Annotated in this window: 11 protein-coding genes; all 11 read left to right on the forward strand. The window is 63.0% G+C overall.

Going from position 1 to position 13,198, the window contains the following annotated elements; all coding sequences use genetic code 11:
- Positions 1-55: 55 nt before the first annotated feature.
- The 11 genes from BLR77_RS18820 to terL are packed head-to-tail and all read left to right on the forward strand — an operon-like array spanning position 56 to position 13,189.
- Entirely contained in the window at positions 56-631 is a 576-nt protein-coding gene (locus BLR77_RS18820) for a phage connector family protein (RefSeq protein ID WP_074680660.1), read from the forward strand.
- Positions 631-2,793 (forward strand): phage nozzle protein, encoded by a 2,163-nt coding sequence (locus tag BLR77_RS18825; protein WP_074680662.1) that lies wholly within the window; start codon positions 631-633, stop codon positions 2,791-2,793. The genes BLR77_RS18820 and BLR77_RS18825 overlap by 1 nt, the downstream gene beginning before the upstream one ends.
- Before the next feature lie 8 nt (positions 2,794-2,801).
- Entirely contained in the window at positions 2,802-3,245 is a 444-nt protein-coding gene (locus BLR77_RS18830; protein ID WP_074680664.1) for a GNAT family N-acetyltransferase, read from the forward strand.
- A gap of 2 nt (positions 3,246-3,247) precedes the next feature.
- Positions 3,248-3,700, forward strand: a complete 453-nt coding sequence (locus tag BLR77_RS18835; RefSeq protein ID WP_074680666.1) for a GNAT family N-acetyltransferase — start codon at positions 3,248-3,250, stop codon at positions 3,698-3,700.
- Positions 3,697-4,152: a hypothetical protein gene (locus BLR77_RS18840; RefSeq protein ID WP_074680668.1), complete on the forward strand. Its 456-nt coding sequence runs from the start codon at positions 3,697-3,699 to the stop codon at positions 4,150-4,152. The genes BLR77_RS18835 and BLR77_RS18840 overlap by 4 nt, the downstream gene beginning before the upstream one ends.
- Before the next feature lies 1 nt (position 4,153).
- Positions 4,154-4,687, forward strand: a complete 534-nt coding sequence (locus BLR77_RS18845) for a hypothetical protein (protein WP_074680670.1) — start codon at positions 4,154-4,156, stop codon at positions 4,685-4,687.
- Complete coding sequence (locus BLR77_RS18850; RefSeq protein ID WP_074680672.1) at positions 4,687-6,714, forward strand: hypothetical protein; 2,028 nt, start codon at positions 4,687-4,689, stop codon at positions 6,712-6,714. Before BLR77_RS18845 ends, BLR77_RS18850 begins: the two co-directional genes overlap by 1 nt.
- A complete protein-coding gene (locus tag BLR77_RS18855; RefSeq protein ID WP_074680674.1) occupies positions 6,714-8,630 on the forward strand; it encodes a hypothetical protein in 1,917 nt (638 codons plus the stop codon). The genes BLR77_RS18850 and BLR77_RS18855 overlap by 1 nt, the downstream gene beginning before the upstream one ends.
- A 60-nt stretch (positions 8,631-8,690) precedes the next feature.
- Positions 8,691-11,231, forward strand: coding sequence for a hypothetical protein (locus tag BLR77_RS18860; protein WP_074680676.1), 2,541 nt, complete (start codon positions 8,691-8,693; stop codon positions 11,229-11,231).
- Position 11,232: 1 nt separating this feature from the next.
- Complete coding sequence (locus BLR77_RS18865; protein WP_074680678.1) at positions 11,233-11,571, forward strand: hypothetical protein; 339 nt, start codon at positions 11,233-11,235, stop codon at positions 11,569-11,571.
- Positions 11,561-13,189, forward strand: a complete 1,629-nt coding sequence (gene terL / locus BLR77_RS18870) for a phage terminase large subunit (protein ID WP_074680680.1) — start codon at positions 11,561-11,563, stop codon at positions 13,187-13,189. The genes BLR77_RS18865 and terL overlap by 11 nt, the downstream gene beginning before the upstream one ends.
- The last annotated feature ends 9 nt before the right edge of the window (positions 13,190-13,198 follow it).

The following is a 13,198-nucleotide window of genomic DNA, read 5'->3' on the forward strand; positions in this document are numbered from 1 at the left end:
CGAACTATTCAACCGGGGCCGCGTGCCCCGGTTCGTTTATCTGGAGATTGAACCGATGCCCGCGACCGCCGTATCCATCTGCTCTAACGCGCTGCTCATGCTGGGGGCGCAGACCATCAACGATCTGAACGAAAACAACGACCGGGCCCGGCTGTGCTCAAACATGTACGAGACGGTGCGTGACGACATGCTGCGCGCCCACCCCTGGAACTGCTCGATCAAGCGCATCCAGCTCGCTCCGGATGCCACCGCTCCAGCGTTCGGCTACCAGTACAAGTTCACGCTCCCCGGTGACTGGCTGCGCACGCTCGATATCGGCGACTGCTTCGATTACCGCATGGAAGGCCGCCAGATCCTGAGCAATGACGCCTCGCTCAACCTGCGGTACGTGTTCAAGAACGAAGTGGAATCGACCTGGGACGCGACGCTTGTCAAGGTCGTAACCCTGGCCATGGCCGCCCGCATCGCCTACGCGATCACCCAGTCCACCAGCATGGAGCAGTCACGCATGCAGGAACTGGATTACGAGCTGCGCAAGGCCCGCGCCGTGGATGGTCAGGAAGAGCCGCCAGAGACGTTCGGTGACTTCCCTCTGCTGCAGGCCCGCCATAGCTACGGGGGGCGCTGGTAATGCCTCGCGTCACGTACGTACAGACCAACTTCACGGCGGGCGAGCTGTCGCCGCGCATGCTTGGCCGTGTCGATATCGCCCGGTACCAGAACGGTGCCAAGAGCATCGTAAACGGGATCCCGGTAGTGCATGGCGGAGTCATGCGCGCCTGGGGCTCTCGCTTCGTTTCACCAACCAAGGATTCTGGCCTCAAGCGTTCTCGCTTGATTCCATACGTGTTCAATCGAGATCAGGCGTATGTTCTTGAGCTCGGCCACCTGTACGTCCGTGTCTGGTCGCTGGGCGGAGTGATGCTCACCGAGTTGGGTACGCCGTACTCTGAGTCGATGCTGTTCGATGTTGCCTATGTTCAAGGCGCTGACACCATGTTTCTGGCGCACCAGTCAGTACCTATCTATCGCCTGCGCCGGGTGACCAACGACGAATGGACGCTTTCAGAGGCGCCGTTTGTAACAGTCCCATTCGCAGAGGATGGTCATAAGCCCGCGGTCGATATCGCGCTATCTGAAACCACTGCCGGCACCGGGCGCACCGCCACTGCGTCCGGCAGCGTCTGGCTGGCTGCCGACGTTGGCCGCGAAATCTGGTACGGCACCGGCGTAGCGGTGATTACTGCAGTCGGTTCTGCCACCGTGGCTACGGTCACCATACGCACTGACTTCGGCGGTACGGCGATCCCATCCGGACAATGGAAGCTCACCGGTAGCCCGCAGACGACCTGTACGCCGAACAAGAAAGACCCGGTTGGCGACACCATCACCCTAACCCTGGCTGCAGCTGGATGGCGAAGCGAGGACGCTGGCAAGTGGGTGCGCATCAACCGAGGGATTGTGCAGATCACCAGCATCGGCTCCAGCACAGTTGCCAACGGCGTGATCAAGAGTGCCCTGGATGCTGTTATTGGTGCGATCGCCAACAGCTGGACGCTTGAAGGCGGTGTATGGAACGCCGAGAACGGATATCCCGGCGCCATCACCTTGCATGAGCAGCGCCTGGTTTGCGGTGGATCGCCAGAGTATCCGCAGACCGTCTGGATGTCGCGTACAGGCGAATACCTGAATTTCGAGCTAGGCACTAAAGACGATGACGCTATGTCGTTCACCGTTTCGTCCGACCAGATAAACCCCATCGAGCACCTTGGCCAGGTTCGTGCGCTTATCGCGCTGACCTACGGTGGTGAGTTCACGTTGTCGGGCGGTGTCGAGAAGGCAATCACGCCGACCAATATCCAAGTAAAAAACCAGAGCACCTACGGATGCAGCAAGGTTCGCCCGTGTCGAATCGGCAACGAGCTTTATTTCGTGCAGCGTGCCAACCGTAAGATCAGGGCCATGGCCTACCGCTACGACACGGATGCATACGGTTCGCCGGATATCTCGGTGCTTTCCGAGCATCTGACCGAGACCGGCATCGTTGATATGGCCTACCAGCAGGAACCAGAGTCAATACTGTGGATGGTGCGTGAGGATGGCATTTTGGCCTCAGTGACCATCGACCGCGATCAAGATGTGGTTGGATGGGCGCGCCACACTACCGATGGCGATTACGAATCCGTGGCCACGGTGCCGAACGCCAATGGTGAAGAGCTATGGATGGTGGTAAAGCGTCGGATAAACGGACAAGACGTGAGGTATATCGAGCGCTTTGATACTGGCACATATACCCATTCCGCAATAACCGGCGCGGATACGGCTGGAAAGGCTGTATGGGGTGATTTGGATCACCTTGATGGAGAGGTCGTCGATGTCCTGGCTGACGGTATTGTCATGCCACAACAGCGTGTCATGGACAATGAAATTACGCTGCCGCGCAACGCCAAGACTGTTGAGATCGGTCTGCCGTACACCACCACCATCGAAACCCTGCGACCCGAGGTCGGCTCACCGAGCGGTGCCAGCCAGGGCAACAGCATGGCTATCCGTGAGGTGACGCTGCGCTTCCTGGGCACAGTTGGCTGCACCCTGAATGGCGATGTAATCCCGTTCCGCAAGTTTGCCACCGGCATTCTTGACCAGCCTATTGATCGATTTACTGGTGACTATCGAATGGAAAGGATCGGATGGGCACGCGATGGTGCGGTCGGCGAGCTGCTGATCGAGCAGCGCCAGCCCATGCCGTTTCATCTGCTGTGCGTCATCAACAAACTGACCATCAACGATTGAGGCCAGCCATGATCCGTCCTGCAACCATCGACGATATTCCGCGCCTGGTCGAGCTTGGTCACCTGCTTCACCAAACCAGCCGCTATTCCAGTCATGCCTATGATGGCGACGTGGTTGGCAGCTTCATGGCACAACTGATCGCCGGTACCGGCGTTGTGTTCGTTGCCGAGCGTGACGGGAAAGTGATCGGAGCTTTGCTCGGCGGCATCACCGAACAGTGGTTCTCCACAGAGCTACTCGCCTTCGAATACGCGTTCTTCGTCGAGCCTGGCGCCCGCCACGGCATTATCTCCGCGCGCCTGGTGCAGGCGCTGACTACTTGGGCCGAGTTGCGCGGTGCGAAGCATGTGCAGATCGGCGTTACCACCGGCATCAACGTCGAGGGCACTGCGCAGTTCTACCGCGCGCATGGCTTTCAAGACGCTGGCCTGTTCTTCGAGAAGGCGATTTGACCATGATCGAAATTCACCCTTGCACCGTCACCGACATCGAGCAGGCCAATACCCAGCAGCAGTTGCTGGCGAACTACAGCCGCGAGTCGAGCATTCCCGAGCTGGGCGAAGTGTCGGCCAACTTCGACATGTACAGGGCCATGGAGGGCACCGGCATGCTGCACGTCATTGGTGCCTTTGGGCCTGAGCTGGTGGGGTTTGCTGTGCTGATCGTCTACGGCCTGCCGCACTACGGCGGGCGCATGGTGTGCTCGATGGAATCGTTCTTCGTCGCCCCGGATGCTCGTCGCAGCGGTGCTGGCTTGAAGCTGCTGCGCGCTGCTGAGTCCCGTGCACGCGAGCTGGGCGCCTCGGCACTGATGGTCAGTTCCCCGGTCGACGGTCGCCTGGCAAAGGTGCTGCCGCGCTCCGGTTACAGGGAGACCAATCGCATCTTCCTGCGGGGGCTGGCATGAACCGTCTGATGCCGGCGCCTGCCGGCCTTCCTGCAATGAGCCCTGGCGATGTCGATAAGGTCGGCAAGCTGGAGGGCTTCCTTGGCCAGCTGGATCAGGTGGCCATCGCCACCACTCACCATTTCCACGCCGGGCTGTATGCCAGAACTATCCGCATCCCTGCCGGCGTGATTATCACCGGCGCGCTGATCAAGATCCCGACCCTACTGATTCTGTCTGGTCACGCAACGGTCTTCATTGGCGATGACTCGCTAGACCTGCAGGGCTACCACGTTCTGCCAGGGCATGCCGGCCGCAAGCAGGTGTTTCTGGCTCACGTCGACACAGACCTGACCATGGTATTCGCCAGCCAGGCCAGCACGGTCGAGGAAGCGGAAGCCGAGTTTACTGACGAGACCGACAACCTGGGGTCTCGTCGCCAGAATGAAAACCTGATTATCGAGGGACGCTGATATGTCTGGATATACCGCTGCGACCTATGCCGTGATGGCGGCAGCTGCTGCCTATAGCGCTTACTCCACCGTGCAATCCGGCAAGCAACAGCAACTCAACGCCGATGCACAAGCCGACCAGGCCGAGCTAGACGCAAAGACAGAAAAATCTGCGGCCATGGTGCAGGCAGATCGCATCCGCAAGTTGGCGCGTATTCAGCAAGGCGAGGCGACTTCCGCGCTTGCTGCATCTGGCGTCGACGTTGGCGAAGGCACTGCCCTGAACATCAATCGCGAGATCTACGAGAACGCCGAAGAGGACGCCATTCTCACCGTGTTCGGTGGGAACAACAGGGCGCAGCGCCTCACCGTCGATGCCAAAAATACCCGGATGGCTGGCAACCAGGCGCGCAGCAACTCTTACGGACAGGCCGCCAGCACGCTCCTGTCTACCGGTGCCAGCATGTACTCGGGGTGGAAGTCGTCTGGCGGCGTCAATACTCAGGGCCAGGGCCAAGCGCTGACCAGTAACCCGGCATACGTGAGGAACATGTAATGCGTATCCCAATGGGGCAGTTCCAGACGGCGAACGTTGTACCGACCGCCGAGCGCAACCGAGTCGTCACGCTGGACGCTGATAACCGTGGCCAGCAGGCGCTGGCTGCTGCCGTCGGCGGCATCGCCGAGCGCCAGATCGACCAGCAGAACCAGGAAGCCAAGGCGCTGTCCAGGGTCAAGGCCACCAACTTGCTGATGGATCGCGAGCGCCAGATTGGGACTATCACAACGGACCTGGGCGAGAAGCTGCGCCAAGGGTTGATCGATCCAGATCAAGCGCAGTCGGCATACCAGGCCGCAGTCGGCAAGCTTGATCCAGTGCAGCCGCAGGGCCTAGATCAAGTCGAGCTAGAACAGTTCGGCCTTGGCCTGCGCAAGGTTCAGGAGTCTGGCTTTCGCGGTATTGAGAAGGCTGTCGGACAAGCCCGTATTGCCACCGCCCGCAGCGATCTGGACTCCCGCATGGACCTGCTGGGCAAGGATGCTGCGCTACCGGGCGCCAAGCCTGAGGCGCTGATCGCCCGCATGGACGATGAGGACATCGACACCGTTGGCCGGATGGCTTATGGCGTGGACTGGTCCCGTCGCAAGCAGGATTTCAAGGATGGCGTGTACATGACCCACGCCACCCAGCAACTGATCGGCGCCCGCAATGACCTGGGCGCGCTGCAGAACCTGCAGACCCAGCTCACCGCCGAAGACGGCTACTACACCACCAAGCTCGACCCAGACCGCCGCAATCAGCTACTGAACAGCGTCACCGGCAAGATATTCCAGGTGCAGGAGCACAACGCCCGCCAGGCCGAGATTCGGGAACAGCGGGCCATGCGCATTCTGGACCAGATGGACCGCCAGGCCGCCACCGGGATTCCACCAAGCCCCGCCGAGCAGCAGCGCTGGCAGGCTGCATTGTCCGGCACCAGCATGGCCGGCGAGTACGCTTCCCGCGTTGAGCAGATGAACCAGGTGCAAACCCTGCTGCGCATGCCGTTGGCTGATCAACAGTCGTTCATTCAGCAACAGCGCCAGCAGCTCGCAACGAATGGAGGCAGCGTCGACCAGATCGCCAATGTGGACCGCCTGGAGCGTGCTGTCGAATCGAACATGAAGCAGATGCGCGACCAGCCGCTGGAGTGGAACGCCATGCGCACCGGCGCTGCAGTCGAGCCGCTGGACTTCTCCGGAATTGGCACGCCAGAAGGGCAGGCCGCTCTGTCGGCACAGATAGCCGCCCGTATGGACACCATCAACGCCATGCGCAAACAGGTAGGCCCGGAAGTCAGCCGCAATCCGTTCCTGCCGCAGGAGGCCGGCATGCTCAAGGCCGCGCTTGCGCAGGCCGACGACAGCACCAAGTTGCAGGTGGTCGGCGCCATTGCCCAGGCCACGACCAACGCCAACGACTTCGGCGGGGCGCTCAAGGTCATTGCTGCAGACGATCAGCCGTTGATGCTCGCCGGCATGGCGCAGGCCCGTCAGCTCAAGGGCGACGATGGCGCCGACGTGGCGCCGTTGATCCTGGCCGGTAACAAGGTTCTAAAGGATAAGTCCAGTCCGATGCCGACGGAGGCCAAGCTGCGCGCCGCATTCGACGAGTCTGTTGGCCAGGCGATCCCCAGCGGCAGCAGCCAGCGCGAGCAGGCTTTTTCTGCGTACAAGGCGCTGTATGCAGGCATGGCCGGCCCGGCTGGCGTGACCCATGACGGAACTGCTGCAGAGGTGGACGACAAGCTGGCAGCAAAGGCGCTGGAAATGGCGACCGGTGGAATCAGTCAGGTGAAAACCGGATGGTTCAGTCGTGAGAAGGTCGTGCGCCCCTACGGCATGACCGATGATGACTTCCAGGATGCGCTGGGTTCTCAGATCGGCGCACTGGCCGAGCGAAGTGGCATCGCCAAGGGTTCGCTTGAGTCCATGCCGCTGATGCCCGTACAGGGCACCGAAGGCGCTTACTACCTGCTCAACGGCGGACGGATGCAGCTTGATCCAAAAACCGGTGAGCCGCTGATCGTGAGGGTTCGCTGATGTGGCTCGATAGCCTGACGCCAGAAGGCGAACTGTCCACGCAACGCCAGCGCCTACAGGGCACCACTGAACTGCCTGAGCCGACTTTCTTCCAGGGCGGCTATGACGCCATCGGCCCAGGGCTGGTGCGTGGCGCGCTGGAGGCTGGCGCGTCAATTCAGTCAGGCCTGGTCAACCTGGCCGGTACCGAGGTCATGAGCACGCTTGCCGTTGGCTTCGGGGCAGGGTACACGCCGGGTTTCGACCAACAGGGCAGGGCAGAGCGCGCTGCTGCTGGCGCCGAGGAACTGACGGACGAGATCGGGCGCGACCTGGCCGAGTCAGTCAAGGACCTGCGCCCCGATCCGCGAACCACTGGCCTCGCCGGGCAGCTGCTGGGCGAGGCTGCTGCAATCCTGCCGCGTACCGTGGCTGGTGTGGTGACCGGTGGTATGGTTGGCGGCGCTCTCGCTGCTGGTGCGCCTGCGGGCTATTCCAGCAAACAGGTGGCCATGTCCGAAGGCATCGACGAGAACACTGCCGCCATCCAGGGCGCTATCGATGGCGTCACCATTGGTATCGGCGCAGCGCTGCCGGCCGCTCGGTTCGTCAAGCCGCTTGCCGGTGACTTCGCCATTGCCGTCGGCGCGAACGTCGGCCTTGGCGTTGCCAGCCGCGGCTCGATAGCCGAACTACTGGAGAGCCGCGGCTACACCGAGCAGGCCGCCCAGTACCGCGCATTCGACGGCACGGCGATGACTATCGATGCCGTGCTCGGTGCCGCGTTTTTCGGTATCGGTCGCGGCCTTGCTCGAGCACCAGCAGAACACCAGGTCAACGCCGCCCTGGCCGAGAACAACGCGCAGCATGCTGAGCTGCATACCGCGCCGGGCATTCCGGTCGACGCCGTTGCCGCCAATACCCATGTGCGTGCGCTGGATATCGCCCTGGAGCAGCTTTCGCGCGGTGAGCCGGTGCGATTGCCGTCCGATCTGCCCGAGGCGGCATTTCTGCGACCCGTCGACGATATGCCGCTGATCGAACCGGTTCGTGCTGGTCGCGCGGAAGTCGAAGCCCAGGCCCTGGAAGTCGAGCTGCCGGCGATCCGCGCTGAGCTGGAGCAGCAGGCGGCGCAGGCTGTGCCGAACGTGCGTGACCTGCGTACCGAGACCGCGACGCTGCAGCGCACGCTGGCCGAGCTGGACGGCACCTTCCGGGACCGCGCCAAGGAACTGCAGGGTGAAGGCCTGACCCGCAAGCAGGCCGAGAGCCAGGCCCGCCAGGTCATCCAGCAGGAGCGCAGCCAGATCGAACAGCGCCTGGAGCAGATCAGCGAGCAGATCGAAACCAATCGCCAGGCAGAGGTCGCGCGCGGTGAGCTCGCTGCCATAGACCGTGGCGAACTGCCTGAACGCCTGCAGGAGCGTGTCAGCGCCCGCGCCGCCGATATCGACAAAGGATTCCAGCGCAAGCCACTGGCCGACCAGGTGCAGCAGGGCAACAAGCAGTTGACCATCCGCCAGGCCGCCACTCAGGAGCTGGCGCGCCTGGTCGACGAAGCAGAGCGCCTGGCCCCGCGCCCTGACCCCGTTGACCTGCCGGCGCCGCGCCAGCCTGTTGCCGGGCAGGATGTAAAGCCATCAGCCGAAAACGTAAAGCCAGGAAGCGAAAACCGTCAGGAATCTCAGGGTGGTGTAAGGAAAGATCAACCTAACGGCGCTGGCGCTGCTGATCCGGAAGTCGAAGTCGCCAGGCTGGTGCTGGACGAGCTCGGCGACATCCAGGTGCCCACCGGCGCCATCGATGCCGACGGCAACCCGGTCACCGTGTCGGCCCGTGAGCTACTGGCGCAGGCCGACAACGACATCCAGCGCGCCCAACTGGAGGCGCGCGGGATAGACGCCGCCGCCGCATGCGCCCTGCAACGGGGCGAATAGTCGGGAAACCGTCTACCGCGCCGCAATAGGCTTGCTTCCATCCCATCAGGAGGCAGGCCCATGCGCCCCGAATGCGCCCTTGCCGTCGCCCAGGCGATTGGCCGCTCACTCAACCAACCCGAACTGAAAAGCATCGAGGATCGCCTGCGCCGCAACATGCGGCAGCTGGCGCGCACTGATGCCGACTGGCAGGCCAAGACCACCAGCGAACGCATGAGCGCCGCAGCCAAGGCGGCCGGCGACGAGCTGGTGGCCGAACAGATGCTGAACAAGCGCCGCGTGGCGCTGACCATCCTGGCTCATGACCGCGTCACCAACTACATGAAGCGCTTCCCGGATAACCCGCTGGAGGCGCTCGACCGCATGCTGGCGTTCAGCGCCGACGGAAAGAGCGGTATTCAGTCCGTCGAGTCGGCTACCCGCGCCATCCGTGACGAATCGATCAGCCGGATGCTGGACGTGATCGATGTCACCAAGGGCAAGTTCCTTGGCCTGCTACAGGACAGCGAGGGCAACCTGGCCTTGGTGCGCGAGCTGCACGGCGAGGACAGCGGGCGACCCGAGGCCAAGCAGGCGGCCAAGGCGTTCAAGGACGTGGCCGAGTCGCTGCGCACCCGGTTCAACCGTGCCGGTGGCGACATCGGCTTCCTCGAGGATTGGTCAATGCCGCGCGATCACAGCCAGGTGAAGGTCGCCCGCGATCAGGCCGGCTGGGTGGCTGACCATCTGCGATGGGCTGACCGCTCCAAGTACCTCAAGGAAGACGGCGCGCCGATGAACGATGCCGAGCTGACGGACTTCCTGAACCACGCCTGGCAGACCCTGGCCACGGGTGGCGTCAACAAGCTTGAGGCGGGCAGGGCGCCAACCGGTGCAGCACGCGCCAACCGTGGCAGCGAGTCGCGCCAGATCCACTACGCCAACGCCGAGTCTTTCATCGAGGCACAGTCCAAGTACGGCGAGCGCAACCTGCTGGAACTGCTGATCGGGCACATCGACCGAGCTGCCCGCGATATCGCTGTGGTTGAGTCGTTCGGCCCGAACCCGAACCACCAGATGCGGTACTTCCTCGACACTGCGCAGCAGGAAATGGCAACCGCCAATCCAAAGGCAACGCCAAAGGTGCAGAAACAGCGGAAGAAGATCGAGAGCCTGTATGCCGAAGTCGCCGGTACGCGCGAGCCGCCAGTCTCACCGGGGCTTGCGCAGGGCTTCGATACGTACCGGGCGCTGAACGTGGCCAGCCGCCTCGGCTCGGCGGTGATTACCTCGCTGACCGACCAGGGCACGCTGGCGCTTACGTCGAAGATCAACGGCATGCCGGTTATGCAGGTGTTCGCCAACGAGGCGCGCATGATGAATCCGGCCAATGCCGCTGACAGGCGTTTGGCGATGCGCGCCGGCCTGGGCCTGAACCAATTGATTGGCAGCCTGAACCGCTTCGGCGCCGATGGCCTGGGGTCGACCGAGGCCATTTCCGGGCGCGCCGCAAAGTATTCCCAGACCGCCGCCAGCAAGATCATGCAGGTGTCTGGCATGAACGCGCTCACCACCGGCATGCAGCGTGCCTTTGGTGTCACCTACATGGACGCCTTGGGCGATATGTCGCGTCGGCACGCCAGCCTGCAGGCCATGGATGCAGCCGACCGGGGATTGCTGGAGGCCAAGGGCATCACCGAGCTGGACTGGCAGGTGTGGCGCCTGGCCGAGCCCGAGGACTTCAACGGCGCCGGCTCCACGGTGCTGACCGCCAACGCCATCTACCGGCTGACTGATCAGCAGTTGCAGGGGCTGGCGCAGCAGGCGAACACATCGCCCCAGCGCCTACGCGATGCGGCCGCTACCAAGCTGCTGGGCACCGTGCTGGACGAAACCAGCATGGCGATCATCGAGCCGGGCGCGCGTGAACGCTCCTTCATGTACGGCAGCGCCCAGCGCGGCACGTTTGGCGGTGAACTGCAGCGCTCTTTCTTTCAGTTCAAATCGTTCCCCATCGCCATGATCATGCGTCATTGGTCGCGCGCCATGGCTCAGCCAGGCTGGGGCAAGGCCAAGTACATCGGGGCGCTGGTGGCCACCACCACGGTGCTGGGTGGAATGGCCATCCAGCTCAACGAGATTGCATCCGGTCGCGATCCCAAGGACATCACCGACGATGGAATGCTCGGCGTGCCTGGCCTGCGCTTCGGCATGGCCTCGATGATGAAGGGCGGCGCGCTCGGCTTGTACGGCGACTTCCTGTTCAGCAACCAGACGCAGGGTGGCGCGTCTGCGCTGGCTGCGCTGGGCGGCCCCATTGCTGGTGACGTTGAATCGCTGTTCAAGCTCAAGGACATGGCCGGCGATGCCAACTTCGATGCCACGGGCGCCAACCTGATTCGCTTCGCCAAGAGCCACATCCCCGGTGCGAACCTCTGGTACACGAAGGCGGCTACCGATCACCTGATCTTCCACAACCTGCAGGAGATGTTCTCGCCGGGCTACCTGCGCCGGATGGAGCAGCGTGCGCGCAAGGACTTCAATCAGCGGTTCTGGTGGGAGCCAGGCGAAGCGGTACCGGATCGGGCGCCCAACCTGGGCGCGGCAGTAGGAGGGCGGTGATATGCGTGATGATCAGATCGTGCGCCTGCAGGCGCTGAGCGAGCGCCTGGGCGAGGTGGTGATCGAGGAAGTCGACCCGCACAAGTGGCCGGGCAACGACAAGCCGCTGGGTGAACTGACGCAGCAGGAGCGGGGCGACCGTTACTGGTGCAAGAAGAACGCTGCGGCAACCATGACCCTGCTGCTCAAGGTGGTGAACATCGCGGGCATCCTGAACCGGCAGAAGCCGGCGCCAGACGCTGGCCACGCTGTTGATGAACTCGACGGTGAGCTGGCGGCGGCCGAGCGCGAGGCTCAGGCCATCATCGAGCGCATGCAAAAGGGCAACAATGTCCACTGAGCCCGAGGCTCCGAAAGTCGGCCTGCTGGTGTTCTTCCTGATCTGGGCCAAGCGTATGCGCTGGACCGTTCCGGACGTTCACGTGCAGGCGCTGTTGTGGCTGGAGGGCAAGGGCAATCTCGCCGTGCTCCGGTGCTTCCGGGGCTTCGGCAAGTCCACGATTCTGGCGATCTACAACGCCTGGCGGTACTACAAAGACCCTACCTTTCGCATCCTGCACCAGTCGGAATCAGACCCGACCGCCTACAAGACCAGCCGGGATACGCAGAACGTCATCCGCAACCACCCGTTGACTCGCCACCTGTTGCCGCCCAACCAGGGCACGGTCGAACAGTGGTGGGTCGAAGGTGCTGCCGACTTCCGGAACGCCTCGATGTTCGCCAAGGGCATCTTGTCGAACGTTACCTCTGCTCGCGCCGACGAGTGTCAGAACGATGACGTCGAGGTACCGCGCAACATCCAGACGCCAGAGGCGCGCGAGAAGCTGCGTTACCGCCTGGACGAGCAGACCCACATCCTGGTGCCAGGTGGCTCGAAGCTGTACATCGGCACGCCCCACACGCACGACAGCCTGTACGACGAGATCGAAGCCATGGGCGCCGACTGCCTCACCATCCGCATGTACGCCGACGAGCACCGCATCGAGACGGCAACGCAGCTGGCCTACCGCCTGCCGTTCAAGCCCGAGGTGGTGTTCTCCGGTATCGGCAAGCATGCCCGCGTGCTGCGCCCTGGCGTCGACTATTCGCTCAGCGAGAACACGATCGTATTCAACGAGCCGCCAGGCTGCCTGATCGACTGCTACGCGCGCCCGGCCTGGCCTGGCCGATTCAGCGCCGAAGAGCTGGAGAAGCGCCGCCGCGAGACGCGCACCATCAACGCCTGGGATAGCCAGTACCAGTTGCACAGCAAGCCGGTCACCGAGGTTCGTCTCGATCCGGCCAAGCTCATTCCGTACGACGCCGAGCCGGTCATCAGGTCGGCCAACAACGCCGTCAGCCTGTGGCTGGGCAGCGTGCAGATTGTCGGTGCCGTGGCCTATTGGGACTGCAGCCTGGGCAAGGTCAACAGCGACGCCAGCGCGTTCTCGCTGATCCTGACGGACGCCCGGGGCCAGCTCTACTGGCAGGTATGCCAGGGGGTGGAGGGAGAGCTGGCAGAGTTCGACGACAAGGATCGGATCATTGGCGGCCAGGTCACCCAGGTGCGCGACCTGGTGTTGCGCTTCCAGATCCCGTGCGTGGTGGTCGAGACGAACGGCCCTGGCGGCTTCGTGCCGACCATCCTGCGGCAGGCACTTAAGGGCACCGGCTGCGCTGTCCGCGAAGAGCACAGCACCGTCAACAAGCAGAAGCGCATCCTCGACGCCTTGGAACCGCCGCTTTCGTCCCGCTTCCTGTGGGCGCACGTCGACGTGCTGCGCGGCCCGCTATGGGACCAGATGCGCGACTTCAACCCGGCGATCACCAACCAGCCCGATGACTTCCTCGATTCCGGTGCCGGCGCTGTAAGCCAAACCCCGGTACGCATAGGGAAAGTAGTCGGGAACCCGACCGAGACACAGCGCAAAGATTGGCGTCCAACAGCGGGCGTGCACGAAGTTCAAGTCGACTACTAAGCCCGCATC

The sequence above is a fragment of the Ectopseudomonas alcaliphila genome (assembly GCF_900101755.1).
GTDB classification, from domain to species: Bacteria; Pseudomonadota; Gammaproteobacteria; order Pseudomonadales; family Pseudomonadaceae; genus Aquipseudomonas; species Aquipseudomonas alcaliphila.